Below are 26,029 nucleotides of genomic sequence, written 5' to 3' on the forward strand. Positions count from 1 at the left end.
CCGACCATGACCAGGAAGATCCTGCCCTCGAGGCCACTGCTCGCAAGCGCGGCGGTGCTCACGGCGCTCGCGCTGGCTGCCTGCGGCACCACCGAGGCCCCGGTCGAGAGCGCCGCACCGGAGGCGGAGGCAGAGAGCATCACGGTGACGGATGCGCGTGGCGAAGAGGTCGTGATCCCCGGCGACGTCGAAGAGGTCGTGGCGCTCGAGTGGGTGGCCGTCGAGCACCTGCAGACCGTCGGCGTTGCGCCGGTCGGTGTCGCCGACGTCGCCGGATATCGCGATTGGGCAGGCACGGGCGCGCCGCTGGAGGGCGAGCCGACGGACGTCGGCACCCGCACGGAGCCGTCGATCGACGCGATCGCGGGCATCGCGCCCGACCTGATCGTCGCGGTCGCCGGCCGGGACGCCGGCGCCTATGCCGATCTCGAGGGCATCGCGCCGGTGCTGGTGCTGCAGGGCGCCGACGCGAGCGCGCCGATCGAGACCATGCTCAGCGACCTGCGCCTGGTCGGCGAGGCGACGGGCCGCGCCTCGGCCGCACAGGAGGCGATCACCGCCTTCGAGACGCACTTCGACGAGCTCGAGGCGCAGGTCGAGGAGGCCGGCGTCGCCGGTACCGCGATCGCGCACATGGACGGCTACGAGAATGGTGGGCAAGTCGAGATCCGCCCGTACGCCGACGGAGCGCTGCTGCCCGCAGCCTTCGAGTCGATCGGCTTCGTCAACGGCTGGCCGGGTGAGGGCGACGAGCAGTACGGTCTCGGCGCCACCGACGTGGAGGGCCTCACGGCGCTCGCCGACGACGCCTGGATCGTCTACCTGACGGTTGGCGACCGCGACGTGTTCACGCAGGACCTCGCCGACAACGCCATCTGGACCGGCCTGCCCTCGGTGGAGGCCGGGAACGTCGCTCGCCTGCCCGACGGCATCTGGCTCTTCGGAGGCGTCAACTCGGTCACGGCCTACCTCGACGCGCTGCTCGCCACGGTCACACCGGCTCCGTGACCCGGGCGCGGCCAGGGGGGCGCGCGCTCGGCGCGGCCCTCCTCGTCACGCTCGTCGCGCTCTCCGCCTGGCACGCCACCCAGGGCACCACGCAGCTCGGCGTGACCGAGCTGCTCGGCTGGCTCAGGGGCGAGCAGGGCAACGCATCCGTGATCGTCGAGAGCAGGTTGCCGCGCATCGCCGCCGCGGTCGTCGTCGGGCTCGCGCTCGGTGCCGCCGGCTACGCGATGCAGACGCTCACGGGCAATCCGCTCGCATCCCCCGACACCCTCGCGGTCAACGGCGGCGCGGGTGCGGCCATCGCGCTCGCCGCCGTCTTCGGCATCAGCCTGCCAGGCATCGGCGGCGCAGGGCTCGCCTTCGTCGGCGGCCTGCTGGCCGCGCTGCTGGTCGTCGCGATCGGCCGCGGCAGGGGGTCGACGACCCAGATGGTGCTCGTCGGCACCGCGCTCGCGCTCGCGCTGCAGTCGGTCACCACCGTGGCGATCATCCTGGCGGAGCAGGAGACGGCGGGCCTGTTCGCGTGGGGTGTCGGCCAGCTCTCGCAGAACGGCATCGACACCGTCGCGCAGCTGCTGCCGATCGTGCTCCTCGGCATCGCCGCGCTGCTGCTGCTTGCCCGCAGGCTGGACGTGCTCGCGCTCGGCGAGGAGGTCGCCACCACGATCGGCGTGGGGGTCGGGCGGCTGCGGTTCACCACGCTCATCGCCTCCGTGGCACTGGCAGCTGCTGCCGTCGCGATCGCTGGGCCGATCGGCTTCGTGGGTCTCGCCGCCCCCATCGTCATCCGGCTGCTCGCTGCCCGCATCCCGGGCGCCGCCCGGCACGTCATCGCGATCCCGCTCGCTGCGCTTGCCGGGGCCGTGCTGGTGGTGGGCGCGGACGTGCTGCTGCGCGCCGCGCTCGGCGGCATCGCCTCGCTCGACGTGCCGACGGGCGTCGTCACGAGCCTCATCGGGGCCGTCTGCATCATCGCGCTCGCCCGTTCGATGGCCGGGGCCGCCGAGACGGAATCGATGGCGGTGCTCGGTGCCCGCACGATCGCTCGGCGCGCATGGCTCCCGATCGTGGTCGCCGCCGTGGTGCTGGTGGCGATGGCCGCCGCTGCGGTGCTGCTGGGCGATCGGCTGCTGCTGCTGGGCGATGTCGCCAACTGGCTCGCCGGAAGAGCGGGGGACGCCGTGCGCGTCACCCTCGATACGCGCACGCCTCGCGTCGTCGCCGCGGTGCTCGCTGGCGTCGCCCTGGCGCTCTCGGGTGGGCTCGTGCAGGCGGTGGCCCGCAACGCGCTGGCGGACCCGTATCTGCTCGGGGTCGCCGGAGGTGCGGGGCTCGGCGCGGTGAGCATCATCACGCTCGTGCCGGTCGCGACCGGCTGGGCGGTGGCCGCGAGCGCGCTGGGCGGCGGAGCGATCGCCGGCGTCATCGTGCTGCTGCTGGTCGGCTGGCGCCGGCTCGGTTCGCTGCGCCTCGTGCTGACGGGACTGGCGATGTCGGCGGCGACCGCGGCAGTGACAAGCCTGCTCATCGTCACGACCGATCCGTGGAACCGCGGCAAGGCGATCGTGTGGCTGGCCGGCTCCACCTACGGCCGCGGGTTCGCCGACGTGGTGCCGGTCGCCGTGGCCATCGTGGTCGCTGGCGCCGCACTCGTGTGGATGCATCGCGGCCTCGACCTGGCGCAGCTCGATGAGGCCACACCCAGGCTGCTGGGTGTGCGCCTGACACGCCTGCAGGTGCTCGCGCTCGCGCTGGCCGTGGTGCTCGCATCGACCGCCGTCGCGGCGATCGGCGTCGTGGCGTTCGTCGGACTCGTCGCTCCGCATGCGGCGCGCGCGCTCGTGGGTGCCCGGCACCGCGTGCTGCTGCCGCTCGCCGCGCTGCTCGGCGGCACGCTCACGCTGCTCGCGGACACGCTGGGGCGCACGCTGATCGCGCCGGCGCAGCTGCCCGCGGGCATCATGACGGCGCTCGTGGGCATCCCGTACTTCATCTGGCTGGTGCTGCAGGCGGGGCGTTCCCGCTAGCAGCGCCCGTTGGCCGCCCGATCCGGGCCCGGACGTCGGCGGCCACGGCCTGCGCGGTCAGTGCGCTGGTGCGCGGATTCGCGCGCGAGGGATGGTTGCTGATGTCGAAGCGGTACGTGCCGCTCGAGCCCGCGGCCTCGATGACGTGCGTCGACGTCTCGGTGCGCGGGTCGGCGACGATGCGCACGCGCACCTTCGCGAGGCCATCGGCGATCGTGCCGAGCCCGCGCGCCGCGACGCCGAGCGCGATCGCGACGTTGACGTTCGCGGGGAACTTCTCGATCGCCTCGGCGGGCGTGCCGTCGAAGAGCAGCTCGGGCTCGGTCAGATTCCTGACGCGCGCGGCCGTGGCATCGTCCATCCACGCCTGCACGAGCGATCCGGCGGTCTTCGTCGTCGTGATCGTCGCTCGGTCGAGGCCCCCGGCCTGGGCGGCCGCGCGCACGAGATCGAGCCCGCCGATGGCACCGCTCGTGAGCACGACCTCGCCCGGCCCGCCCAGCAGTGCTCGCTCGAGAACGGGATCGGCGAGCACTCCGATGCTCGTGATGAGCAGGGCCGTCCCGGCGGCGACGACCGCCGGGCCGTGCTGCCGGGCGGCGGCCACGCCGGCGCACTCGAGCACGAGATCGGCCCGCACCGCCTCGTCGATCGACACGAAGCCTGCGGGCGGCGGCGACGCGTACCGCTCCGGATGCCGGACGACGATGCCGGCCAGCTCAATCGTCCCCGCTGCGATCTCGGGATGCAGGTAGCCGATGACCTCGCGGCCGATGGCGCCGTATCCGATCAGGGCGATGCGCATGCGCCGGCCGCTACCCCTCGAGGCCCCGACGCTTGAGCAGCGGGGCGATCTCGGCGTCGCGACCGAGGAAGTCGCGGAAGGCCGCCAGCGGATCCTTCGAGCCGCCCACGCCCAGCAGCCGCTCCCGGAAGCGCTGACCGGCCTCGCGGATCGAGGGCTGCCGCTTGAACCACTCGACGGTGTCGGCGTCCATGACCTCCGACCAGATGTAGGAGTAGTAGCCCGCCGAGTAGCCGCCCGAGAACACGTGCTGGAAGTAGCCCGTCGAGTAGCGCGTCGGCACGGTCTCGCTGAGCAGACCGACCTGGTCGAGGGCGTCCCGCTCGAACGCGGCGACGTCGGTCACCGTGTCGCCTGCCGTGCGCGCATGCCACGCCTGGTCGAGCAGCGCGGCGGCGAGGTACTCGCTCGTGTCGTGACCCTGGTTGAAGACTTCCGACGCCTGCAGGCGCTCGATGACCTCTGCGGGCAGCACCTCGCCGGTCTCGATGTGCTTGGCGTAGTTATCGACGATGCCGGGCCACAGCATCCACATCTCGTTCACCTGGCTGGGGAACTCGACGAAGTCGCGGAACACGTTCGTACCGCCGAGCGACGGATAGGTCACCTTGGCGAACAGGCCGTGCAGCGCGTGGCCGAACTCGTGGAAGAGCGTGGTCGTCTCATCGAAGGTGAGCAGCGTCGGCGCACCGGAGGGGGGCTTGGGCACATTGAGGTTGTTCATCACGACGGTCGGGTGGTCGAGCAGCGTGTTCTGCTGGATGAGCGGATTCATCCACGCGCCGCCGCGCTTGGAGTCGCGGGTGTAGAGGTCGAGCAGGTACAGTCCGACCTCGCTGCCGTCCTCGTTGTGCACCTCGAAGACGCGCACGTCGGGGTGGTAGCCGTCGAGGTCGTCGCGCTCGGTGAAGGTGACGCCGTAGACCTGCGTGGCGGCGTAGAAGACGCCGTCCCAGAGCACGCGCTCGGCCTCGAAGTAGGGGCGCAGCGCCGCGGTGTCGACGTCGAAGCGCGCCGTGCGCTCCTTCTCGGTCCAGAAGTCCCAGTCCCATGCGGCCAGCTCGTACGACTCGCCCGCCGCTTCGATCCGCGCCTGCAGGGCCACCGCTTCGGTCTTCGCGTTCGCGGCGGCGGGTGCGGCGAGCTTCGTCAGCATCGCCATGACGGGCTCGGGGGAGCCGGCCGTCTCGTCGGCCATGATCGCGTGGGCGTGGGTGGCGAAGCCGAGCAGCTTGGCGCGTTCCGCGCGCGCGGCGGTCAGCTCGAGCACGGTCTCGCGGTTGTCGTGCGCGTTGCCGCGCGTACCGCGCGCGAGCGATGCTGCCAGCACTCGACGACGCACATCGCGGTTCGTGAGCGATGCGAGCAGCGGGTGACCCGTGAACAGCGGCAGCGTGATGAGCCACCGGCCGTCGAGGCCGCGCTCTGCTGCTGCCGCTGCTGCGGCCTGGATCTCGCCGTCCGAGAGGCCGTCGAGCTCGGCCACGTCGTGGATCACGACGGCGAGGTCGTTCGTGTCGGCCTGCAGGTGCTTGTCGAAGCGCGTGGTGAGCGTTGCGATCTGCTGGTTGAGCTCCTTCAAGCGGTTGCGCGCGGCGTCATCCAGCCCGGCGCCAGCGACCGTCATCTCGGTGAACCGCCGCTCCACGAGGTACCGCTGCTCGTCGGTCCATTCCGGCTGCGGCTGCTCGTGCAGGGTGCGGACGCGCGCGTACAGTGCCGGGTCGAGCGTGATCGAGTCGGCGTGCGCGGCGAAGCGTGGCGCGAAGCGCTCCTCCAGTTCCTCCAGGAACGGGGTCGAGTCGGTCGACGTCATGCTCCAGAAGACGTGGGCAACCCGGGAGAGGATGCCGCCGGAGCGCTCCAGCGGCTCCATGGTGTTCTCGAAGGTCGGGGCTGCGTCGTCCTCGACAATCGCCTGCACCTCGCGCGTCTGCTCGGCGAAGCCGGCCTCGAACGCCTCCTCGTAGTGCTCGTCACGGATGTCGGCGAACGGCGGCAGCTGGTAGGGGAGCGCGCTCGGCGCCAGGAAGGGGTTGGTCATGGCACCACCCTAAGTCGCGGATCTCCACACGTCACTCAGCCCGCGCCACTTGCAAAGAAGTCTTTGCAAAGGGTATGCTGGATGCATGATCGACGCCGCCGTCGACGGATCCGACGGCGCAAGCAGCTTCCCGGAGCCCGTCGAGCTCGAAGCCCTCAAAGCACTCGCCCACCCGTTGCGCGTGCGGATCCTGCATGTGCTGACAACGCGTGGCGCTCAGACCGCGTCATCCCTCGCTGTCGAGCTGGGGGAGTCGACCGGGTCGACGAGCTACCACCTCAGACAGCTGGAGGCGAAGGGCTTCGTCGCCGAGGACCCGAGCATCGGCACCGCGCGCGAGCGCTGGTGGCGGCGGGCCGTCGACCTCGTCCAGGTCAGGACGAAGGATCTCGCCGACCAGCCAGAGGGCCGCGCAGCATCCGCTGCTGTGCTCGGCGTGTGGACGCAGCACGACGGCGCGCTGCTGCGCACCTTCATCGCCACCGGTGAGGAGCGCTACGACGAGTCGACGCTCGAGGCTTCCCGCGTCTCGTCCCATGCGGCGACCATGCCGGCGAGCGAGCTGCGACGGCTCACGCGCGATGTGCAGCGGCTCATCCAGGAGCGCGTCGCCGCCGCCGATCGGGCAGTGCCCGACGACGCAGACCCGACCCACCGGATCCAGATCCAGTTCAACGCCTTCCCGATCGACTGATCGGATCGACCATCAAGGAGCACACCATGCCGAAGCACGACGCCCACCCCGCCACCACCCCGATCTCGCTGATCCAGGACCGGTATGACCGCGCAGAGATCTTCCTGCGCCCGATGCGCTAGGGGCGGCTCCGGTCTCGTGACGCACGCGGCTGCGCCGCGCGCTCCTCGACCTGCGGTCGTCGGTCGAGGAGGCGGCGGGCGGAGCCCGTCGCCGTCACGAGACCCGCGCGCGGCGAGACGTCCGGTCTCGTGACGCACCCGGCTGCGCCGCGCGCTCCTCGACCTACGAGCACGCGCTCGGCTGCGCCGCGCGCTGCTCGACCCGCGAGCAGAGCGGCGGTCAGTCCTCGCGGGTGACCAGCACGTCGTCGCCGTCGATCCTGATCGTGGTGCCGTCGTCGAGCTCGACCACCGGCTGGCCCTCGAGGAACGTCAGGGTCCAGCGCCACTCGGAGGTCTCGGCGCCGAGCTCGACGAGCGTGCGCTCCTCGTCATCGATGGCCGCACGCATCTCGACCGGCACCGACGACGGCGCGACCCCGCCGACAGGCCAGCGCGTGCCGATCTGCATCAGGCGTCCTCGAGCGCGATCTCGCGAACCGCGAGCTCGTCCGCCTCGACGAGCGAGAGCTCGCTGATGCGACCGACGGCCCGCAGATCCGCCGATGCGGCCTCGAGGTGCTCGCGCAGCGCCTCCGGCACCGCGATCACGGCGGAGGCGACAGCCGTCTTCTGGCTCGCCTTCGCATCCGTCTTGGCCCTCCGGATGCCGATGAGCGCCTGACCGACGGTCGCGAGCATGCCGGTCGCGCTCAGCCCGTCCCCGAGCTCCGAGGGCTCGGGCCAGGCAGCGACGTGGATCGACCCGTCGTGCGACCACGACCACACCTCTTCGGTGGCGAAGGGCAGGAACGGCGCCAGCAGTCGCAGCTGCACGTCGATCGCCGTGCGGAGCGCCCCGATCGCCGAGCCGCGGCCCGCCGCATCCCCCGCGTACGCGCGCTCCTTGACGAGCTCGAGGTAGTCGTCGCAGAAGGTCCAGAAGAACGCCTCCGTCACCTCGAGCGCCTTCGCGTGGTCGTAGTTCTCGAAGGCCCGTGTGGCCGCCCGCACGACGCCGGAGAGCTCCGCGAGCATCTCGCGGTCGAGCCGCTCGGTGATCTCGCCCGGCGCGCCCTCCATCGCGAGCACGAACTTCGCGGCGTTGAGCACCTTCATCGCCAGCCGCCGCCCGATCTTCAGCATCTTCGGGTTCTGCGGGTCGAGCGTCGCGTCGACGCCCAGTCGCGACGACGCTGCCCAGTACCGGACACCATCCGAGCCGTGCTCCTCGAGCATCCCCAAGGGCGTCACGACGTTGCCCTTGGACTTCGACATCTTCTTGCGGTCGGGGTCGAGGATCCAGCCCGAGAGCGCCGCGTGCTTCCACGGCGAGCGGCCATCCTCGAACATCGAGCGCAGCAGCGTCGAGAAGAGCCAGGTGCGGATGATGTCCTGGCCCTGCGGACGCAGATCGAACGGCGTGAGCCGCTGCCAGCGCGCGTCGTCGCGAGACCAGCCGCCCGCGAGCTGCGGCGTGAGCGACGACGTCGCCCAGGTGTCCATGATGTCGACCTCGCCGACGAAGCCGCCCGGTGCACCGCGCTGCGACTCGTCGTAGCCGTCGGGCACATCGGTCGTGGGGTCGAGCGGCAGCTGCTCGAGCTTCGGCATCAGCACGCCGCCGGGCATCCGCTCGCCCTGCTCGTCGAGGCAGTACCAGACGGGGATCGGCACGCCGAAGAAGCGCTGGCGCGAGATGAGCCAGTCGCCGTTCAGGCCGTGCACCCAGTTCTCGTAGCGCGTGCGCATGTGCTCGGGGTGCCAGGCGATCTCGCGTCCGAGGGCGACGAGCCGCTCCTGCAGCTCCTCATCCCGCCCGCCGTTCTTGATGTACCACTGCAGGGTCGAGACGATCTCGAGCGGCTTGTCGCCCTTCTCGAAGAACTTCACCGGGTGTGTGATCGAGCGCGGCTCGCCGACGATCCGGCCGGCCGCCTGCAGCTGCTCGAGCATCGCCTTCTTCGCGCTGAAGACCGTCTTCCCGGCCAGCTCGGCGTAGGCCGCCTGTGCGGCCTCGGAGGCGAGCGCCTCAGGCGCGTCGGCGATGAAGCGGCCGTCGAAGCCGATCACCGAGCGGTTGGGCAGCTGCAGCTCGCGCCACCAGGTGACATCCGTCACGTCGCCGAAGGTGCAGATCATCGCGACGCCGGTGCCCTTGTCGATCTGCGCGAGCTCGTGGGCGACGAACGGCACCTCGACACCGAACACCGGCGTCGTGACGGAAGTGCCGAAGAGGTGCTGATAGCGCTCGTCATCCGGATGCGCGACCACGGCCACGCAGGAGGGCAGCAGCTCTGGGCGCGTGGTGTCGATCCGCAGCTCGCCGTCCTGGCTCTCGAACAGCAGCGTGTGGTAGCTGCCGGGCTGCTCGCGATCCTCCAGCTCGGCCTGCGCGACCGCGGTGCGGAAGGTCACATCCCAGAGCGTCGGCGCGTTCGCCTGGTAGGCCTCGCCGCGCTCGAGATTGCGCAGGAACGCCAGCTGCGAGGTGCGCCGGGAGTCGTCGGAGATGGTGCGGTACGACTGCTGCCAGTCGACCGACAGGCCGAGCGTGCGCCACAGGTGCTCGAACTTCTCCTCATCCTCCTCCGTGAGGCGCTCGCACAGCTCGATGAAGTTGCGGCGCGAGACGGGCAGCTGGTCGGCGGCCTTCGAGCTCTTGTTGTCGCCGCCCTCCTGCGGGGGCGTGAAGCCCGGCTCGTAGGGGAGCGTGGGGTCGACGCGCACGCCGTAGTAGTTCTGCACCCGGCGCTCGGTGGGCAGGCCGTTGTCGTCCCAGCCCATCGGGTAGAAGACGTGCTTGCCGCGCATGCGCTGGAAGCGTGCGATGAGGTCGGTGTGCGTGTAGGAGAACACGTGGCCGACGTGCAGGGAGCCGGATGCGGTTGGCGGCGGGGTGTCGATCGAGTAGATCGCGTCGCGCTCCAAAGTAGAGCCGTCTGCGGCGACGCCATCGAAGCGATAGGTGCCGGCCTCCTCCCACGTCGCGTCCCACTTCTGCTCGAGTCCCTCGAGGGCGGGGCGGTCGGGCATCGCGGAGTTGGCGGGCTGTGCGCTCATGGCGTCTCGCTTTCGATGTGCGCGGCATCGCGTCTGTGCCGGGGACCGCGTGGTGCGGTCCGGCTTGATGCCTGGTTGTCCTGGACGAGTCTACGCGCGCGAGGCCTACTGCTGCTTGCGCTGCATGCGCCACTGGAGGAAGGCGGTGAGCCCGAAGGTGATGGCCGCGACTGCCATGAGCACGCGCGACAGCGTGTCCTGCTGCAGCGCGGCGGCGACCGCCAAGCAGACGGCGGCGACGATGGGCAGCCACAGCGGCAGGGGCTTGCGGGCGGGGGGCATGCATCCACGGTAGCGGCGGCGAGCCCGCATCTCTGGGGTGTCGGAAGTCAGCCCGACTGCGGCAGCGGTGCCGTCGGAGCTGTCAGGGCGCCAGCGCTCGCGCGCAATCGCGCATCGACGGTCTCTCCGATGAGCGCTGTCACGGCGTGCAGGTCTTCGGGGGGCAGTTTGCGCACCAGCTGGCCTGCGACGAACTCTTCGTGTCGGCGCATGCCGCGCCACGCTCCGAGCACTGAGGCGCAGTAGATCGCGGCGACCAGCCCAACCGTGACGGCGAGGCCGTCGATGGTGGGCAGTGTCAGCATCATCATGGCGTCGAACGCGACCTGCAGCACGGCGAACAGCGCGACAGAGACGAGCAGCCAGGCATACGGGTGGCGGCGGAAGTAGTGGCACGCGCGGCGCCCAACGAAGAATGCCGCAGTGACGATGATCGGGTACGCGACGTAGAGCAGTGCGACGCCAAGAGCGACGTACTGGGCTTCCAGCGTCTGGTCGGCGGTGAACCCGAGCCCCACGGTGAAGCCGGCCACGAACGTGGTGAATTGCACGATCACGAGCAACACACCCGCGGCCATCGCAACGACCAGGCCTGTTGGGCGCACGATCGCGCCGTTGCTCAATGCGCCGAGCTCACGGACGAGGCCGCGACGTCGTTTGAACATCGCGGTCGCGATGGCGGCGGGAAGAGGCACCGCACTTGCGGCGATCACGGCACCGGCTTCAGGGGGCAAGTCCAGGACGCGCACGAGATACGCGATGCCCCCGCTCAGCACGATGCCGGCCACGATCATGATCACACCCGTCCCCGGGGATTTCTCCGGGGCGGTCTCCGCTGCGACAGTCATGGTGACCTGACCTCCGTGAGTGGCATTGCACGGCACCGGCGCCTGTGCACGTCGCAAACTACCGAACTCTGCGCAGTCTTGCATCAGGCGGTGGCAAGCATCGCGGCAGGATGCACCCAGCCACCAGCGTGCAAGCATCAGCGAGCTTGCGACCGGTGTCGCGCGACCTGTCCACCTTCACCCCGCCCGGCGATGGGGCACTGATGCCGACGGTGCTCGGCGGACGGCCGTGAGCCACACCTAGCATCGGGGGATGGATGTCGAGAAGGCGGCTGCGGGCGGCCGCGCAGCGCTCGCGATGGAGGCGGCAGGCTTGGCGTGGCTCGCGGACGCCGAGCCGGACGGCGGCACGCGGATCGCGCGCGCGAGGCTCGCCGGCGACGTGCTGCGTGTGGCGCGGGTGGAGCCGGCGCCGGCGACACTCGAGCGAGCGCACGCGCTCGGCCGCAGCCTCGCGCTGCTGCATGCCAGCGGCGCGGCGTGGCACTGCTGCCCACCGCCAAGCGCGGCACCGCCGTTCGAGGTCGGCTCGTCGCGCACGCCGCTCGCCGCCGAGCCGGTGGGCAGCGGGCCCGGCGGCTGGGGGGAGGCGTGGGCCGCGACAGCCGTGCGACCCATTTTCGAGCGCTGCGTCGCGGCTGGCGCCTTCGACCGCGAGGCCGCCGCGACGATCGAGCGCGCAGTGGACCGCCTCGCCGCCGGCGACCTCGACGCACCGCAGCCGCGCCTGGTCGACGGCGCCGCCCGCATCCACGGGGATCTCTGGAGCGGCAACGTGCTCTGGTCGGATGTCGACACGGGCGCGGTGCTCATCGACCCGCACGCGCAGGGCGGGCACGCCGAGACCGACCTGGCGATGCTGGCGCTGTTCGGCCTGCCGCACCTCGATCGCGTGCTGGCCGCCTACGACGAGGTGTCGCCGCTGGCCGACGGCTGGAGGGAGCGCATTCCGATGCAGCAGCTGCAGCCGCTGCTCGTGCACACGATGCGCTTCGGCGGGGGATACACCGAGCAGGCGGTTGCGGTGGCGCGCTCGCTTGGCTGATCCCGCCGACCGCGGCGGCTACCGTTGCATCGACAGGGGATGCGAACGAGCAGGAGTGTGAGCGATGTCGGAGACCGCGACGATCGACGGCTACCTCGCCAGCGTTGATTCGGCATGCCGCGCCGAGCTGCAGCGCATCCGGGTGCTCGTCGCCGAGCTCGTGCCGGGCGTCGAGGAGTCGATCAGCTATCGGATGCCGACGCTCACGTACAAGGGCCGTGCGCTGGTGTACTTCACCGCGTCGAAGCGGCACATGAGCCTGTACCCGTCCTCCTGGGCGATCGAGGAGTTCGCCGATCGGCTGGCCGACTACCCGACGTCGGCGCACGCGATCCGGTTCACCGTGGAGCAGCCGCTGCCGACCGAGCTGATCGAGGATCTGGTGCGCTTCCACGTGCGGCAGATCGATGCCGGTCGGCAGTGACCGCCGACCGCCCCGCTCAGCGGGAGGGCCGCTCGATGACGCGGCCTCCGTGCGCCTCGTGCGCGACGCCGAGCTGGGCGAGCAGCGATGCGGCCGCCGCGAGCGCTGTGTCCTCAACAGTGAGCACGACGCGAGCGCCGATCGCGGTGTAGTCGATCGTCGGCTCGAGACCGGCCGAGCGCAGCGCGTGCTCGACACGAGGAGCGTCGGCGACCGCGACCGAGCCGATCAGCTCCGTCGCCGGCAGCCGGAGCAGCCTGCCTGCGGCGTCCAGCGCGTCGGCTGCGATGCCGCCGTATGCGCGCACCAGGCCGCCGGTGCCGAGCTTGACGCCGCCGAACCAGCGCACCACGAGCACGGCGACATCCGTCAGCTCGCGCCCTGTGATCGCTGAGAGGATCGGCGCGCCCGCCGTGCCGCCCGGCTCGCCGTCGTCGTTCGAGCGGCTTGCCTCGCCGTGCGGGCCAGCGACCGCCGCGCTGCAGACGTGCCGGGCATCCGGATGCGCGCGTCGTGCGGCCCGCACGAGCTCGGCGAGCTCATCGAGCGAGCTGACGCGCTGCGCGGTCGCGACGAAGCGCGAGCGCGAGATCTCCGTCTCGGCGCTCGCCTGTCGCTCGATCGTCGCCCGTGCCATGCGTCCATCCTCGCCCCATTCGCTGCCTCGCTCGCGCTCGCTCGCGCGCTCTTGCGCTCTTGCGCTTGCTTGCTCGCTCGCCAAAGATGTCACGATCGGCGCGCAAGCCGTGCGAGTGGGAGCCGAGAGCGACATTTCTCCTGCGGCGACGCTGCGCGGTCTGCGGCGACGCGGCGCAGGCGTGACGCTGCGCTCTCGGCGGCGCTACGCGGGCTCGGGCACTCGCTCGACGGCGACCGCGTGCGTCGCTTCGGCGTCCTCGACGCCGAAGCGACGCATCCGCTGCGCGAGCACGGCGCCGACGAGGGTCAGCGCCGACAGCGCCGCGAGCACGATGCCGGGGTGCCACCAGGCGTTGCCCGTCGCGGTGCCCAGCACGCCCGTGAGCGCGGGGATGAACCCCGCGAGCACCGCCGCGAGCGCGTAGGCCACCGAGAGCGCCGAGTACGCGTGCCGGCCGTGGAAGAGCTCCTGCATCGTGCCGCCGAGCGCCGCCCACGAGGCGGTCGGCAGGATGCCGCCCACGATCATGAGGGTCACGAGCATGCCGAAGGTGGCATCCGCGAGCAGCAGGTAGACGGGGAAGGCGATGAGCAGCGTGCCGAGGGCTCCGAGGGCGACCACGCGTGCCGAGCCGATGCGCGTGGCGAGCAGGCCGAACGCGGGAACGGTCACGAGCTGGAGCAGGCCGCCGATCGTGGCGGCCGTGAGCAGCTGCATCTCGTCGAAGCCGAGCGAGGCGACGCCGTAGCCCATCGTGTAGGTGTTCATGAGCGAGTAGGAGCCGATGCCGAGCAGCGCAACCAGGATCGCGACGCCGAACGCGGCCGGCTGTGTGCGGATGGCGGCCCACACGGGGTTCCGCTCGCGCGCGCCGGCGGCCTGCAGCTGCTTGAAGACCGGCGTCTCATCGATCGACCAGCGCAGGTAGAGGGAGACGGCGATGAGCGGGACCGCCAGCAGGAACGGCACGCGCCAGCCCCAGGCCGACATCGCCTCGGGGCCGAGGCCGAAGAACATCGCGAGCATCAGGCCGCCAGCGGCGACGGAGCCGATCGGGGAGCCGAGCTGAGGGAGGGACGCGAAGAACGGGCGCCGGCGAGCGTCGGCGTGCTCGGTCGCGAGCAGCACCGCGCCGCCCCACTCGCCGCCGAGCGAGAGGCCCTGCAGGATACGCAGCAGCACGAGCGCGACGGCGCCGAACGCGGCCCACCCCTCGCCCGTCGGCAGCAGGCCGACCAGGCCCGTCGCGACACCCATGAGGGCGATCGTGATGAGCAACGTCGCGCGTCGACCGATGCGATCGCCCAGATGGCCGAAGATCACGGCGCCGAGCGGTCGGACGACGAACGCGACGCCGATGGTCGCGAACGAGGCGAGCAGCGCTCCGGTGTCGCCGAGGGCGGAGAAGAAGAACGGGCCGGCGAAGAAGGCGGCGAAGTAGGAGTAGACGTAGAAGTCGTACGACTCCAGGGCGGTGCCGACGGTGGCAGCGGCCGCAACGCGCCGCGTGGCGCTGTGCGGCCGGGGCGCGGGGCCGCCCGCTGGGCCCACTGGGGTCTGGACTGGGATGCTTGGCACAGGTGCTCCTCCGGCATCGGCTGGCGCCGATATCAATACCCAGTGCAACAATAGACCCGAGGGGGGATTCCCATGGCAGCGTCACGGGGACCGGGCAGGCCGCGCGCCTCGAGCGCCGAGACCATCCACGAGGCTGCGCTTGAGCTGTTCCTCGAGCACGGCTACGACGCGGTGAGCGTCGACGACATCGCCCGACGCGCGGGCGTCTCGCGCGGCACGGTGTTCTCCTACTGCGACTCGAAGGCAGACGCGCTCTGGGTCGGGCTCGACGCCGCGATCGAGCGAGCGGGGGATGCCCTCCTCACCGGGACGGATGACGCGCTGCAGCGGCTGGTCGAGGCGATCGTGGCGGCCGTGGAGCCGTGGGGCACGACGCCGCCCACCGCGCTGCGCGACGCATCGACCATGGGCGCGGCGGAGGCGCTGCGCGACGGCGCGCCCGCGCGGCTGCAGGCTCTGCTGGACCGCGCATCGCTCGCGCTCGCGCTCGAGCGCGACGCGCTGCCGGAATCGACCGATGCTGCGGTCGCTCCCGTCGCGATCATCTCGGCCGCGTGCGCAGCGGTCGTCGCGTGGACGCGCACCCCCGGCCGCGACAGCGCCGCAGCCACCGTGCGGCACGCGATCGAGCCGATCGCGGCGGCATCACGAATGGACAACGATCCCGACGCCTGACCGCCGCGCCGCTCCCGATCCGTAAGCGGAAGGCGGATCATGAGGGCATGAGGTCCCGGCCAGCGAAGGTCACGGTCGCCGCAGCACTGCTGTCGGTCACCGCACTGACCGGGTGCGTGGTCGAGCCGAATCCGGCCGGAGCGGGGAGCACCCCGTCAGCCCGCCCCGACGACGCGCGCCCGGCCGTGGTCGTCGCCCCGGCACCTGAGCGCGAGGTGCCGCCGATGTCGCCGCCGCGCGAGCAGCCGATGCCAGAGGTGCCCACCGTGCGAGGACCGTACGTGCCCACCGAGCCGACGAGTCCGCCCACCGACGCACCCACCTCGACCTCGTCCGCGCCCGTCGACACGTCGATGCCGACGCCCGCGCCCACCGGGACGCCTGCTCCCACCCCGACGCCGACCAGCACTCCGATGCCGGCGCGGCTCGTGGCGCTGCTGCCGCGCGCATCCGAGCTGCCGACCCTCGCATGGAGCACGACGGAGGGAATGCGCACCGCCGCGTGGAGCGAGATCGCCGCGCCCGCCGCCGTGCCGGTCGCGACAGCGCTCACGCACGTGAACGCTGCGCGCGCCGCCGGGGGCGCGTGCGCGAGCACCGGTCAGCGCGTGGACGCCGCCGTGCTCGCGGCGGCCGCCGTCTCGCTCGCTGCCGACCCGGCGCCGGGTGCGCCCATGGACGTGGTTCTGCTGCGGTATCCCACGGCCCAGCTGGCCGCCGACGGTCTCGACGCGCTGCGCTCGCTCGGCACGGCCTGCGGGGGGGTCGAGACGCCTGACGGGATGCTGGGCGCGGGTGCCGACGGACGGGTCACGCTCACCTCGGATGACGCCGTGCTCGTGCTCGAGGGCACCGCGCGCGGCACGCTGCTCATCGCCGTGCAGCACGAGGGGGCACCTCCCGAGGCGGTCACGGCGCTGCTCGCCGCGGTGCGCTGAGGCGTCAAGCGTCGAGGACGCGGCGCATCGTGCCGTCGAGCCGCGACGTGGGCAGCGATCGCCCGTCGACGCTCGTCACGCGTGCGAGCAGACGCCCGGAGGACAGCAGCCATGCACCGTCGCCGCCGAGCAGGTCGTCGGGCGCCAGCGCAGCGAATGCCACATCGAGGCCGGCGTCGGGAGCGTCGCGCATCAGGTGCTCGAGTGTGATCGAGGCGAGGATGCCGTCCTGCCTCGGCGTCAGCAGCCGGCCCCCGCGGTCGATCACGAGCGTCGAGGTCGGGCCCTCCAGCAGCAGCCCCGCTGGCGAGACGAAGATGACGTCGTCGAAGCCGCGCTGCCCGGCGTGCCGCTTCGCCGCCATGTTGATCGAGTACGACAGGCTCTTCGCGCCGGGCAGCAGCCACGGCATCGCCGCCACCTCGTCACCGTCGTGGCCGCGGCCGAGCAGCGTCACGCTGACCCCGGTCTCGCGCTCGCGGAGGGCGGAGGCGCCGAGCGGCGCCATGAGCGCGAACGCCGTCGGCTCACCGCCGGCCTCGGGCCCGCGCGTGAGCACGAGCCGCACGATCGCCTCGGGCTGGGCGTCGAAGTCCCACGCGGCGAGCAGCGCGTCGATCGCGCGCTCGTAGCCGGCGCGGTCGGGCGCCGGCAGCTGCAGGATCTCGGCCGAGCGCTCGAGCCGGTCGAGGTGCGCCTGACGGTCGTGCACCCGAGCGGCGCCGTGCGCATCGCGGCGGGCGAGCCCCGCGTCGAACACGCCGTCGCCGCGCACGACGCCGAGGTCGTCGGCGCGCACGATCGGCTGTGCCACGTCGACGATCGAGCCGTCGAGCAGCGCGAGCAGCGGCGCGCTCACGCGGTGCCCGTGCAGTACTCCTGCAGTGCCGTGACCTGCTCCCCGAGCTGCGTCAGCCCGGTGACGGCACGGTCGATGCCACCGGTGTCACCCGATGCGACCGAACCGCGCGCGTCCTCGACGAGCGCATCCCAGCCGGTCTGGATCTCCTCGATGCGCTCGAGCAGCGCGGGGTCCGTGACGCTCGTCTGCAGGTCGCCGATGCGGCCGGAGACGTTCGCGATGAGCGCGACCGCGCCGAGCGGGTCACTGGCGAGCAGCTCGCCGACCCGGGCGACATCCACGGCGATGCCCTGCACATCCGCGAGCAGCTGCTCGCACTGCGCCGATTGGTCGTCGCCGCCGGACGGTGCCGGCTGCGCGGACGGGCTCGGCACGGGAGGCAGCGACGGGGAGGGCAGGAAGCCGCATCCCGACACCAGCAGCCCCGCGGTGAGCGCGAGCGCAATGGCTGCCGCACGCGGGGCGGAGGAACGCCGGAAGGTCATGTGCCCAGGATAGTGCCGGAGGGGTGTCGGCAGGGAGGTCGGCGGCGGCGCCGCTGCGGCCGGCGGGCGGGGGATAACCCCCGCGACGCTTGGGGAGATCCGCCGCGCGCACGCCGCGGCTCCGGCCTAGCGTTGAGGCATGCACCGCATCAGCAGACTCATCGCCACCGTCGCGCACCTCGCGCTGCTCGGCGCGGTGGGCATCCCCATTCTCATCACGATCCTCACGGTCGGCGCGACCGGCATCGGCACGCTCGTCGTCGTGGTCGGCTTCCTGCTCGTGCCGCTCGCGCTGCTGGCGATGCTGGGCGTCGCCTGGTTCGAGCGCGAGCGCGTCGCCGGGCTCTACGGAGTGGACGTGCCGCCGGCGGTCTTCCGCCGCTCACCCCGCACCGACTGGCTGAGCCTGCCGCATCGGCTGCTTCGCATCGTCACCGACGGGCAGCACTGGCGCGCGATCCTCAGCTTCTTCCTCGCCAGCATCTTCGGTGCGTTCACCCTGCCGCTGCTGTCGCTCATCGGCATCGGGATCCCGCTGGCCTTCGCCGGGCTCGGGGATGCCGCCACCGTCGGCATCCCGCTCACGAGCCTCGCCGTGCCGGTGGCGTGGTCGCCGCTCATCGGGCTGGTGGCCTTCGTCGGCGGGCTCGCCGGCACGATCGGGCTCGCGATGGCCCACCGCAGCGTCTCGACCGGCCTGCTGGTGCCGGACGACCGCGAGCGGCTCGAGCAGCAGGCCCGCGATGAGCGCGAGCGCCGCCACGGTGCCGTGCGAGCAGCGGACTTCGACCGCACCCGCATCGAGCGCGACCTCCACGACGGCGTGCAGCCGCGGCTGGTGTCGATCGCGATGCAGCTCGGCATGGCGCGCGACAAGATCGAGAGCGATCCGGCCGCGGCCATGCGGCTCATCGATGAGGCGCACGCCTCGTCGAAGTCGGCGGTCACCGAGCTGCGGCAGGTGGCGCGCGGCATCCACGTCGCCGTGCTCGACGATCGCGGGCTCGATGCCGCCGTCTCCGCCCTCGCCGCCCGCAGCGTCGTGCCGGTCGAGGTCGATGCGCGCATCGAGGGACGCTGCAGCCGCGACGCCGAGACCGCGGTCTACTTCGCGATCGCCGAAGGGATCACCAACGCGCAGAAGCATGCCAGGGCAAGTCGCATCCGAGTCGCCATCCGCACCCGTCGATCCTCCAGCGGCACCGACTCACTCTGGGCCCGCGTCGAGGATGACGGCATCGGGGGCGCCGAGCGCCAGTCCGGCGGCGGCATCGACGGGCTCGCGCACCGGGTCGCCGGTGTCGGCGGCACCCTCACCATGACCAGCCCCGCAGGCGGCCCGACCGCGATCGAGGTGGACGTCCCATGCGCATCCTGATCTGCGAGGACAGCGTGCTGCTGCGAGAGGGCATTGCCCGCCTGCTGACCGACGCCGGCCACGACGTCGTCGCGCAGCTGCCCGACGCCACCGCTCTGGAAGCGGCCATCGCCGCGCACGACCCCGAGCTGGCGATCCTCGACGTGCGGATGCCGCCGACCCGCACGAACGAGGGGATCCTCGCGGCGATCGCGATCCGTGCTCGCACGGCCCGCGGCGGTGTCGACCGGCCCCGAGTGCTGGTGCTCTCGCAGTACGTCGAGGAGCGCTACGCGGCCGACCTGATCGCGAGCAGCCCCGCGGGCTTCGGCTACCTGCTCAAGGACCGCGTCGCCGACGTGCGCGACTTCCTCGCGGCGGTCGAGCAGGTCGCTGCAGGCGGCACCGTGCTCGACCCGGAGGTCGTGAGCCAGCTGCTCGCGCGCCGCCGCCGAGACCGCCGCATGGAGCGGCTCACGCCGCGAGAGCGGCAGGTGCTGGCCCTGATGGCGGAGGGCTCGTCCAACCAGACGATCGCCGATCGCCTGTACGTCTCCGCAGGCAGCGTCGAGAAGCACATCTCGGCGGTGTTCCAGAAGCTCGACCTCGAGCCCGAGGACGGCAACCGCCGCGTGCTCGCCGTCCTCGCCCACCTCGACGCGCCCCACCCCGACGACCACTCCGACGCCTCAGGAGGCATCCGATGACCATCACGACTCCCACCGCAACAGGCCGTCCCGGCCGCTGGATCAGCATCGTCGTGATCGTGCTCGGCGCGATCGGGGCGCTGTACGGGATCGGCAGCGGTGTCCTGCGGGGCTTCGCATCGCACCACGCGACCAGCGCCTCCTACACCGCGGATGTCGACGGGCTCGAGCAGCTGCGCATCGACAGCTCCGCCGCTGCCTTCGAGATTCGCTTCGGCGACACGGACGAGGCGACGCTCAGCGTCGAGACCAATGGTGGACCGGTGCAGGAGTGGCGCGTTGAGCGCTCGGGCGACCTGCTCACGATCGGCACCGATCAGCGCTGGCGCTGGTTCGGCGGCGGCATCACGCTCGGCGAGCGGACCGGCGAGGAGCTTGCCGTGCTGACGCTGCCCGCCGCCATGGAGGGCCAGCGACTGGACCTCGAGGCGCACGTGGCCGCCGGCAGCTTCGAGGCCGCAGGTGACTGGGGCGAGGCCTCTGTGGAGCTCGGTGCCGGCAGCGCGCAGCTCTCTGGCACCGCCGAATCGCTCGCGATGGACGTCTCGGCCGGCGAGGCGCGCATCGACGTCGCGACCCGCGGCACCGTCAGCCTCGACGTGAGCGCGGGCCGCATCACCGGCGTCCTCGACGGGCAGCAACCGTCTGCGATCGATGCGCAGGTGAGCGCCGGCGGCATCGAGCTGACGATTCCGGACGGCGCGTACGCCGTCACCGAGGACGTCTCCGCGGGCGATTCGGATGTGCGCGTGATCGACGACCCGAGCGCCGCATCGACGATCGACGTCGAGGTGAGCGCCGGCAGTGTGACGCTGATCGGGAGCACGCGCTGATCTGCGCGGCACCGGCGTGACTCGGCCGGATCGGCGCGGTAGGATTGACCTACACGCGCTGATCCGGCCATCACCGGGGAGCGGTCGGGAGAACGGCGGCCCAGCACCTCGAGGTGCGAAGCAGCTCAGTAGAGCCGAACGGGGCAGGCCCGTCACAGCCGCAGCGCCTGGAGCACGAGCAGGCACGAAGCGGCGGGCCTCACGGCTCGCAAGCGGGGTGGTACCGCGCGAGAGCGTCCCCGCATCCGAGAACACCCAGGATGCAGGAGACCCAGCGTGACCGAGAAGCCTTCGAACCCCCCGGCCAGGTACCCGCTCACCGACGCCGAGAGCGTCGTCGCCAGCCCCGACCTGCCCGCGATCGAGACGGGCATCCTCGCCTTCTGGAAGGGCGACGACACCTTCCGGGCGTCGGTCGAGCAGCGCCAGGGCTGCCAGGAGTGGGTCTTCTACGACGGCCCGCCGTTCGCGAACGGCCTGCCGCACTACGGCCACCTGCTCACGGGCTACGCCAAGGATGTCTTCCCGCGCTTCCAGACCATGCGCGGCAAGCAGGTGCCGCGCGTGTTCGGCTGGGACACGCACGGCCTGCCGGCCGAGCTCGAGGCCATGAAGCAGCTCGGCATCACCGAGAAGGCGGAGATCGAGGCCATGGGCGTCGACGTCTTCAACGAGAAGGCGCGCGCCTCGGTGCTGCAGTACATGGACGAGTGGGAGGCGTACGTCACGCGCCAGGCTCGCTGGGTCGACTTCGACGGCGGCTACAAGACGCTCGATCTGACCTACATGGAGAGCGTCATCTGGGCGTTCAAGACGCTGCACGACAAGGGCCTCGCGTACGAGGGCTACCGCGTGCTGCCCTACTGCTGGCGCGACGAGACGCCGCTGTCGAACCACGAGCTGCGAATGGACGACGACGTCTACCAGGATCGCCAGGACACCACGCTCACCGTCACGTTCCCGCTCAAGGGCGAGACGGCGGATGCGCTGGGCCTTGCGGGCGTCAAGGCGCTGGCCTGGACGACCACGCCGTGGACGCTGCCGACGAACCTGGCGCTCGCGGTCGGCCCCGAGGTGCAGTACGTGCGCGTGCCCGCGGGCCCGAACGGCACCACGGCGGGCGACGGCGACTTCCTGCTCGCCGCCGACACCGTCGCGGGCTACTTCAAGGACCTCGGCTACGACTCGGCAGAGGATGCGGTCGACGCCGTCACCCGAACGCTGCAGGGCGCCGAGCTCGCGGGCGTGACCTACGCGCCGCTGTTCGACTTCTTCGCCGATGCGGAGGAGTGGGGCACGCAGCACGCCTTCCAGATCCTGGTCGACGACTACGTCGCCACCGGCGAGGGCACCGGCATCGTGCACCAGGCGCCCGCCTACGGTGAGGACGACCAGCGCGTCGCGACCGCGGCCGGCATCCCGACGATCCTGTCGGTGGACGACGGCGGCCGCTTCCTCGACGCCGTTGCGCCGGTCGCTGGCATGCAGGTGTTCGATGCCAACAAGCCGCTCTCGAAGCTGCTGAAGGATGACGGCCGGGTGCTGCGCCAGGCCTCCTACGTGCACTCCTACCCGCACTGCTGGCGCTGCCGCAACCCGCTCATCTACAAGGCCGTCTCCAGCTGGTTCGTGCGCGTCACCGACATCAAGGACGACCTGCTGGCTGCGAACGAGCAGATCAACTGGGTGCCCGGGAACGTCAAGCACGGCCAGTTCGGCAAGTGGCTGGAGGGCGCTCGCGACTGGTCGATCAGCCGCAATCGCTACTGGGGCAGCCCGATCCCGGTGTGGAAGAGCGACGACGCGAACTACCCGCGCGTCGACGTCTACGGCTCGCTCGACGAGCTCGAGCGCGACTTCGGCGTGCGACCGACCGACCTGCACCGCCCGGCGATCGACGAGCTGACGCGCCCGAACCCCGACGACCCGACCGGTGCGAGCACGATGCGCCGCATCCCCGACGTGCTCGACGTGTGGTTCGACTCGGGCTCGATGCCCTTCGCGCAGTTCCACTACCCGTTCGACAACGAGCAGTGGTTCGAGGAGCACAGCCCGGCCGACTACATCGTGGAGTACATCGGCCAGACGCGCGGCTGGTTCTACGTCATGCACGTGCTCTCGGTCGCGCTGTTCGGCCGGCCGGCGTTCGAGAACGTCATCAGCCACGGCATCATCCTCGGCGACGACGGCTTCAAGGCGTCGAAGTCGCGGCAGAACTACCCCGACGTGAACGAGTCGTTCGATACCTACGGGTCGGATGCCGTGCGCTGGAACCTCATGCAGGGCTCGATCCTGCGCGGCGGCAACTTCATCGTCTCCGAGGAGGGCATCCGCGAGGCGCTGCGGCAGTTCCACCTGCCGCTGTGGTCGACCTGGTACTTCTTCTCCACCTACGCCAACCGCGCGGCCGACGGGCGGCCGTACCTCGCGAAGCGCGGGGCGGCATCCGCCGACGTGCTCGACCGCTACATCCTCGCCAAGCTGCGCGAGACGGTCGTGTCGGTCACTGATGCGCTGGAGCGGCTCGACGCGACGGGCGCCACCTGGGCGGTGCGCGAGTGCATCGACGTGCTGACCAACTGGTACGTGCGCCGCTCGCGCGACCGGTTCTGGACGGGCGTCGCCAGTGACGGCTCGGGCGCAGAGCCCTTCGACACGCTGTACACCGTGCTCGAGACGCTCACGCGGCTCGCCGCGCCACTCTCGCCGCTCGTCACCGAGGAGGTCTGGAAGGGCCTCACGGGTGGGCGCTCGGTGCATCTGACCGACTGGCCGGAGCCGGACGAGCTGCCCGCCGACCCCGAGCTGGTGGCGCAGATGGATGCAGTGCGCGCGATCGCCTCGGTCGGCAACGCGCTGCGCAAGCAGGCACGCAAGCGCGTGCGCCTGCCGCTGCCCACCCTCACCGTCGTCGGCGCCATCGATGTCTCGTCGTTCGCGGGTGTGCTGCGCGACGAGCTGAACGTGCGCGACGTCGTGCTCGAGGATGCCGCGGAGGATGCGCTGGAGCGCTACGGCATCTCGCGCCGCCTGCAGGTCAACGCCCGCGCGGCCGGGCCGCGGCTCGGCAAGGATGTGCAGCGCGCCATCCAGGCATCGCGCGCCGGCGACTGGACGGTGAGCGTCGATGACGATGGCGGCGAGACCGTCACCGTCGGCGGCATCGCGCTCGTCGAGGGGGAGTACGAGCTCGTGCTCGAGGTCGCGGACGAGGAGGCGGCCGTCGGCTTCCTCCCTGGCGGTGGCTTCGTCGTGCTCGACACCGCGACGACGCCGGAGCTCGAGGCCGAGGGGCTCGCCCGGGACGTGGTGCGCGCTGTGCAGTCGGCACGCAAGGACGCAGGGCTCGACGTGAGCGACCGCATCCGTCTCACGCTCGGCTCCGACAGTCACGGCGTCGCGGCGCTGGAGGCGAACGCCGAGCTCGTCAAGGGCGAGACCCTCGCGGTCGAGCTCCTGCTCGAGCGCGTGGATGACACGATGGGTGAGCTCGCCGACGGGCGCACCGCGCACCGCGTCGGTGACGGATCACCGCTGGCCATCACCGTGGAGAAGGCGACCGCGCCCGAGCAGGTGCGGGCATGAGCGAAAGAGGCACAGGCATGACCGACGAGCGGGAGCCGGGCTCGCTGCCCGAGGTCGACGAGCGCATCCTCGACTCGTTCGAGCACGCCGAGGCGGCTGCGGCCGCCTATCAGGCGCTGCTCGAGAGGGCGGGCGAGCAGGCGGTCGAGCCGCGCATCGAGGCGACCCGACGCGCGGTCGAGCTGCTGGGAGATCCGCAGCGGCTGTACCGCGTCATCCACATCACCGGCACGAACGGCAAGGGATCGACCGCCCGTATCGCCGACGGGCTGCTGCGCGCCCACGGGCTGCGCACGGGCGTGCTCACGAGCCCGCACCTCGAGCGCGTGAACGAGCGCATCCTGATCGACGGCGAGCCCGTCTCCGATGAGGCGTTCGCGCGGAACTATGAGGACGTGGCGCCCTTCCTCGATCTGGTCGACGCGGAGCTCGCGCAGCACGGCGAGCGCCGCCTGACGTTCTTCGAGGCGTTCACCGTGCTCGCCTTCGCCGTCATGGCGGATGCGCCGGTGGACGTCGCGGTGCTGGAGGTCGGCATGGGCGGCACCTGGGATTCCACGAATGTCGCCGATGGCGACGTCGCGGTGATCACGCCGATCGCGCTCGACCACATGAGCCGGTTGGGATCAACCGTCGAGGCGATCGCGGGCGAGAAGGCCGGCATCATCAAGCCCGACGCGATCGTGGTCTCGGCGGCGCAGGAGCCGTCGGTCGTCGAGGTGCTCGAGGCGCGGGCCGAGGAGGTGGGCGCTCGGCTGCTGCTCGACGGGCGCGATTTCTCGCTCACCGCGCAGTCGGTGGCCGTGGGCGGTCAGCTCATCACCGTGCAGGGGCTCGCCGCCGAGTACATCGACCAGCTCGTGCCGCTCATGGGGGCGCACCAGGGCCGGAACGCAGCGCTCGCGATGGTCGCCGTCGAGGCATTCCTCGGCGGCGGTGCGCAGCCGATGACCGCCGAGGTGCTCGCGGACGGCCTCGCCGTCGCGACCTCGCCCGGGCGGCTCGACCTCATCGGCACCGAGCCGCTCGTGATCGCCGACGCCGCCCACAACCCGCACGGCGCCGCCGCGCTGCGGGCAGCGCTGGGGGAATACTTCGGCCTCGAGCGCGTGACGCTCGTACTCGGCGTGCTGGTCGGCAAGGACGCGACGGGCGTGCTCACCGAGCTCGAGCCCGTGATCGACGAGCTGATCGTGACGCAGTCGACCTCCGAGCGCGCGCTCGACGCCGACGAGCTCGCTGGGGCCGCGGTCGAGGTCCTCGGCGCCGACCGCGTGGTGGTCGAGCCCGACCTGGCGACCGCGGTCGAGACCGCGCGCGATGCCGCAGCCGACCGGGGCGGCGCGGTCGTGGTGACCGGCTCCATCACGCTGCTGGGTGACGTGATCGCCCACGCGCGCGAGACCGGCTGGCTGCAGCGTCCCGACGTGCGCCGCCAGACCGCGACCGTGCAGCTGGATGCACCGGAGCTGGAAGCTGAGCAGCACGAAGCCGCGCAGCTGGAAGCCGAGCAGCTCGCGGTCGAGCAGCCGGGGCGCGAGCAGGCGCGCGAGCAGGGGCGCGAGCAGCTCGGGGGTGAGCGGTGACCGCCGAGGCACCGCAGCCCGCGCGGCGGCCGCGACCGCAGCGCGGCGCCATGGAATCGCTGCTGCGCATCGTGCACGTCATGGAGGTGAGCGCGCTGGCCTTCGGCGCGCTCGCCGCCTGGGGTGTCTCGCGCGACTGGCCGCAGCCGCTCGCGTTCGGCATCGTCTTCGTGCTGCTGATCGCCGCCATGCCGCTGCTCTCCCGCCCCTGGGGATGGATCGTGAGCCTCGTGCTGCAGGTGGCGCTGGCCGCGCTGACGTTCGTCGAGATCATCTGGAGCATCGTCGCGCTCGTGTTCGTCATCCTCTGGATCTGGACCTTCGTGAAGGCGCGCGGCATCGAGCGCCAGCGCCGCGCCGCGGGCCTCGACCCGCGCGGCGCCCCCGGCACGTAGCGCCCCGCCGCGCGGGTCGCCTGGCTCTTATCCACATCTGACGCCGC

General features: G+C 71.7%; 23 protein-coding genes. 13 read left to right on the forward strand and 10 right to left on the reverse strand.

All coding sequences use genetic code 11. The features are described 5' to 3' along the window. The first annotated feature begins 6 nt into the window (after window positions 1-6). Both ACJJVL_RS06100 and ACJJVL_RS06105 read left to right on the forward strand, forming a co-directional pair. A complete protein-coding gene (locus tag ACJJVL_RS06100) occupies window positions 7-1,008 on the forward strand; it encodes an ABC transporter substrate-binding protein (RefSeq protein ID WP_405217483.1) in 1,002 nt (333 codons plus the stop codon). After that, the gene (locus ACJJVL_RS06105) at window positions 1,005-3,035 is read left to right on the forward strand and encodes an iron ABC transporter permease (RefSeq protein WP_405217484.1); all 2,031 of its coding nucleotides are present in this window, start codon (window positions 1,005-1,007) and stop codon (window positions 3,033-3,035) included. Before ACJJVL_RS06100 ends, ACJJVL_RS06105 begins: the two co-directional genes overlap by 4 nt. On the opposite strand, the gene ACJJVL_RS06110 is transcribed toward ACJJVL_RS06105, so the two are convergent. Continuing rightward, on the reverse strand, window positions 2,998-3,840 hold the full coding sequence (locus ACJJVL_RS06110; protein WP_405217485.1) for an aspartate dehydrogenase domain-containing protein: 843 nt from the start codon (window positions 3,838-3,840) through the stop codon (window positions 2,998-3,000). The genes ACJJVL_RS06105 and ACJJVL_RS06110 overlap by 38 nt on opposite strands. A 10-nt stretch (window positions 3,841-3,850) precedes the next feature. Beyond that, entirely contained in the window at window positions 3,851-5,884 is a 2,034-nt protein-coding gene (locus ACJJVL_RS06115) for a M3 family metallopeptidase (protein WP_405217486.1), read from the reverse strand. 85 nt (window positions 5,885-5,969) lie between these two features. On the opposite strand from ACJJVL_RS06115, the gene ACJJVL_RS06120 reads away from it, so the two are divergent. After that, the gene (locus ACJJVL_RS06120) at window positions 5,970-6,578 is read left to right on the forward strand and encodes a helix-turn-helix domain-containing protein (RefSeq protein WP_405217487.1); all 609 of its coding nucleotides are present in this window, start codon (window positions 5,970-5,972) and stop codon (window positions 6,576-6,578) included. 342 nt (window positions 6,579-6,920) lie between these two features. On the opposite strand, the gene ACJJVL_RS06125 is transcribed toward ACJJVL_RS06120, so the two are convergent. The 4 genes from ACJJVL_RS06125 to ACJJVL_RS06140 form a co-directional block, all read right to left on the reverse strand. Then, window positions 6,921-7,151, reverse strand: coding sequence for a hypothetical protein (locus ACJJVL_RS06125; RefSeq protein WP_405217488.1), 231 nt, complete (start codon window positions 7,149-7,151; stop codon window positions 6,921-6,923). Further along, window positions 7,151-9,742 carry a valine--tRNA ligase gene (gene valS, locus ACJJVL_RS06130; protein ID WP_405217489.1) on the reverse strand — a complete coding sequence of 864 codons (2,592 nt, stop codon included), beginning with the start codon at window positions 9,740-9,742 and terminating at the stop codon, window positions 7,151-7,153. Before valS ends, ACJJVL_RS06125 begins: the two co-directional genes overlap by 1 nt. Before the next feature lie 105 nt (window positions 9,743-9,847). After that, a complete protein-coding gene (locus tag ACJJVL_RS06135) occupies window positions 9,848-10,024 on the reverse strand; it encodes a hypothetical protein (protein WP_405217490.1) in 177 nt (58 codons plus the stop codon). 47 nt (window positions 10,025-10,071) lie between these two features. Continuing rightward, complete coding sequence (locus tag ACJJVL_RS06140) at window positions 10,072-10,812, reverse strand: hypothetical protein (protein WP_405217491.1); 741 nt, start codon at window positions 10,810-10,812, stop codon at window positions 10,072-10,074. Window positions 10,813-11,125: 313 nt separating this feature from the next. Between ACJJVL_RS06140 and ACJJVL_RS06145 the strand changes: the two genes are divergently transcribed. After that, window positions 11,126-11,917 (forward strand): fructosamine kinase family protein, encoded by a 792-nt coding sequence (locus tag ACJJVL_RS06145; RefSeq protein ID WP_405217492.1) that lies wholly within the window; start codon window positions 11,126-11,128, stop codon window positions 11,915-11,917. A gap of 64 nt (window positions 11,918-11,981) precedes the next feature. Next, entirely contained in the window at window positions 11,982-12,341 is a 360-nt protein-coding gene (locus tag ACJJVL_RS06150) for an iron chaperone (protein ID WP_405217493.1), read from the forward strand. A 16-nt stretch (window positions 12,342-12,357) separates the two neighbouring features. Here ACJJVL_RS06150 and ACJJVL_RS06155 read toward each other — a convergent pair whose 3' ends face one another. Continuing rightward, window positions 12,358-12,978, reverse strand: a complete 621-nt coding sequence (locus ACJJVL_RS06155) for an IMPACT family protein (protein WP_405217494.1) — start codon at window positions 12,976-12,978, stop codon at window positions 12,358-12,360. Window positions 12,979-13,182: 204 nt separating this feature from the next. Further along, window positions 13,183-14,559, reverse strand: a complete 1,377-nt coding sequence (locus ACJJVL_RS06160) for an MFS transporter (RefSeq protein WP_405217495.1) — start codon at window positions 14,557-14,559, stop codon at window positions 13,183-13,185. Window positions 14,560-14,631: 72 nt separating this feature from the next. Here ACJJVL_RS06160 and ACJJVL_RS06165 point away from each other — a divergent pair, with 72 nt between their 5' ends. Both ACJJVL_RS06165 and ACJJVL_RS06170 read left to right on the forward strand, forming a co-directional pair. Further along, the gene (locus tag ACJJVL_RS06165; RefSeq protein ID WP_405217496.1) at window positions 14,632-15,234 is read left to right on the forward strand and encodes a TetR/AcrR family transcriptional regulator; all 603 of its coding nucleotides are present in this window, start codon (window positions 14,632-14,634) and stop codon (window positions 15,232-15,234) included. Between the two features lie 47 nt (window positions 15,235-15,281). Further along, entirely contained in the window at window positions 15,282-16,172 is an 891-nt protein-coding gene (locus tag ACJJVL_RS06170; RefSeq protein WP_405217497.1) for a hypothetical protein, read from the forward strand. A 4-nt stretch (window positions 16,173-16,176) separates the two neighbouring features. Here ACJJVL_RS06170 and ACJJVL_RS06175 read toward each other — a convergent pair whose 3' ends face one another. Both ACJJVL_RS06175 and ACJJVL_RS06180 read right to left on the reverse strand, forming a co-directional pair. After that, on the reverse strand, window positions 16,177-17,031 hold the full coding sequence (locus tag ACJJVL_RS06175) for an aminotransferase class IV (RefSeq protein ID WP_405217498.1): 855 nt from the start codon (window positions 17,029-17,031) through the stop codon (window positions 16,177-16,179). Further along, the gene (locus ACJJVL_RS06180; protein ID WP_405217499.1) at window positions 17,028-17,519 is read right to left on the reverse strand and encodes a hypothetical protein; all 492 of its coding nucleotides are present in this window, start codon (window positions 17,517-17,519) and stop codon (window positions 17,028-17,030) included. Before ACJJVL_RS06180 ends, ACJJVL_RS06175 begins: the two co-directional genes overlap by 4 nt. A 139-nt stretch (window positions 17,520-17,658) precedes the next feature. Between ACJJVL_RS06180 and ACJJVL_RS06185 the strand changes: the two genes are divergently transcribed. The 6 genes from ACJJVL_RS06185 to ACJJVL_RS06210 all read left to right on the forward strand — a co-directional run bounded on the left by ACJJVL_RS06185 (window position 17,659) and on the right by ACJJVL_RS06210 (window position 25,982). Continuing rightward, window positions 17,659-18,897, forward strand: coding sequence for a histidine kinase (locus ACJJVL_RS06185; RefSeq protein WP_405217500.1), 1,239 nt, complete (start codon window positions 17,659-17,661; stop codon window positions 18,895-18,897). Continuing rightward, on the forward strand, window positions 18,885-19,583 hold the full coding sequence (locus ACJJVL_RS06190; protein WP_405217502.1) for a LuxR C-terminal-related transcriptional regulator: 699 nt from the start codon (window positions 18,885-18,887) through the stop codon (window positions 19,581-19,583). The genes ACJJVL_RS06185 and ACJJVL_RS06190 overlap by 13 nt, the downstream gene beginning before the upstream one ends. Beyond that, window positions 19,580-20,416 carry a hypothetical protein gene (locus ACJJVL_RS06195; RefSeq protein WP_405217504.1) on the forward strand — a complete coding sequence of 279 codons (837 nt, stop codon included), beginning with the start codon at window positions 19,580-19,582 and terminating at the stop codon, window positions 20,414-20,416. Before ACJJVL_RS06190 ends, ACJJVL_RS06195 begins: the two co-directional genes overlap by 4 nt. Before the next feature lie 276 nt (window positions 20,417-20,692). Further along, window positions 20,693-24,001, forward strand: a complete 3,309-nt coding sequence (gene ileS / locus ACJJVL_RS06200) for an isoleucine--tRNA ligase (protein WP_405217505.1) — start codon at window positions 20,693-20,695, stop codon at window positions 23,999-24,001. Next, window positions 23,998-25,587, forward strand: a complete 1,590-nt coding sequence (locus ACJJVL_RS06205) for a bifunctional folylpolyglutamate synthase/dihydrofolate synthase (protein ID WP_405217506.1) — start codon at window positions 23,998-24,000, stop codon at window positions 25,585-25,587. The genes ileS and ACJJVL_RS06205 overlap by 4 nt, the downstream gene beginning before the upstream one ends. Window positions 25,588-25,637: 50 nt before the next feature. Further along, window positions 25,638-25,982, forward strand: coding sequence for a DUF4233 domain-containing protein (locus tag ACJJVL_RS06210; RefSeq protein WP_405217507.1), 345 nt, complete (start codon window positions 25,638-25,640; stop codon window positions 25,980-25,982). The last annotated feature ends 47 nt before the right edge of the window (window positions 25,983-26,029 follow it).

The sequence above is a fragment of the Agrococcus sp. Ld7 genome (genome assembly GCF_045064095.1).
Lineage (GTDB): Bacteria > Actinomycetota > Actinomycetes > Actinomycetales > Microbacteriaceae > Agrococcus.

Excerpts from the sequence above, each read along its gene's own strand:
- ACJJVL_RS06100 (WP_405217483.1), top strand. The coding sequence starts at position 7 with ATGACCAGGAAGATCCTGCCCTCGAGGCCACTGCTCGCAAGCGCGGCG.
- ACJJVL_RS06110 (WP_405217485.1), bottom strand. The coding sequence starts at position 3,840 with ATGCGCATCGCCCTGATCGGATACGGCGCCATCGGCCGCGAGGTCATC.
- ACJJVL_RS06115 (WP_405217486.1), bottom strand. The coding sequence starts at position 5,884 with ATGACCAACCCCTTCCTGGCGCCGAGCGCGCTCCCCTACCAGCTGCCG.
- ACJJVL_RS06120 (WP_405217487.1), top strand. The coding sequence starts at position 5,970 with ATGATCGACGCCGCCGTCGACGGATCCGACGGCGCAAGCAGCTTCCCG.
- ACJJVL_RS06125 (WP_405217488.1), bottom strand. The coding sequence starts at position 7,151 with ATGCAGATCGGCACGCGCTGGCCTGTCGGCGGGGTCGCGCCGTCGTCG.
- valS (WP_405217489.1), bottom strand. The coding sequence starts at position 9,742 with ATGAGCGCACAGCCCGCCAACTCCGCGATGCCCGACCGCCCCGCCCTC.
- ACJJVL_RS06135 (WP_405217490.1), bottom strand. The coding sequence starts at position 10,024 with ATGCCCCCCGCCCGCAAGCCCCTGCCGCTGTGGCTGCCCATCGTCGCC.
- ACJJVL_RS06145 (WP_405217492.1), top strand. The coding sequence starts at position 11,126 with ATGGATGTCGAGAAGGCGGCTGCGGGCGGCCGCGCAGCGCTCGCGATG.
- ACJJVL_RS06150 (WP_405217493.1), top strand. The coding sequence starts at position 11,982 with ATGTCGGAGACCGCGACGATCGACGGCTACCTCGCCAGCGTTGATTCG.
- ACJJVL_RS06155 (WP_405217494.1), bottom strand. The coding sequence starts at position 12,978 with ATGGCACGGGCGACGATCGAGCGACAGGCGAGCGCCGAGACGGAGATC.
- ACJJVL_RS06165 (WP_405217496.1), top strand. The coding sequence starts at position 14,632 with ATGGCAGCGTCACGGGGACCGGGCAGGCCGCGCGCCTCGAGCGCCGAG.
- ACJJVL_RS06170 (WP_405217497.1), top strand. The coding sequence starts at position 15,282 with ATGAGGTCCCGGCCAGCGAAGGTCACGGTCGCCGCAGCACTGCTGTCG.
- ACJJVL_RS06180 (WP_405217499.1), bottom strand. The coding sequence starts at position 17,519 with ATGACCTTCCGGCGTTCCTCCGCCCCGCGTGCGGCAGCCATTGCGCTC.
- ACJJVL_RS06185 (WP_405217500.1), top strand. The coding sequence starts at position 17,659 with ATGCACCGCATCAGCAGACTCATCGCCACCGTCGCGCACCTCGCGCTG.
- ACJJVL_RS06190 (WP_405217502.1), top strand. The coding sequence starts at position 18,885 with ATGCGCATCCTGATCTGCGAGGACAGCGTGCTGCTGCGAGAGGGCATT.
- ACJJVL_RS06195 (WP_405217504.1), top strand. The coding sequence starts at position 19,580 with ATGACCATCACGACTCCCACCGCAACAGGCCGTCCCGGCCGCTGGATC.
- ACJJVL_RS06205 (WP_405217506.1), top strand. The coding sequence starts at position 23,998 with ATGAGCGAAAGAGGCACAGGCATGACCGACGAGCGGGAGCCGGGCTCG.
- ACJJVL_RS06210 (WP_405217507.1), top strand. The coding sequence starts at position 25,638 with ATGGAATCGCTGCTGCGCATCGTGCACGTCATGGAGGTGAGCGCGCTG.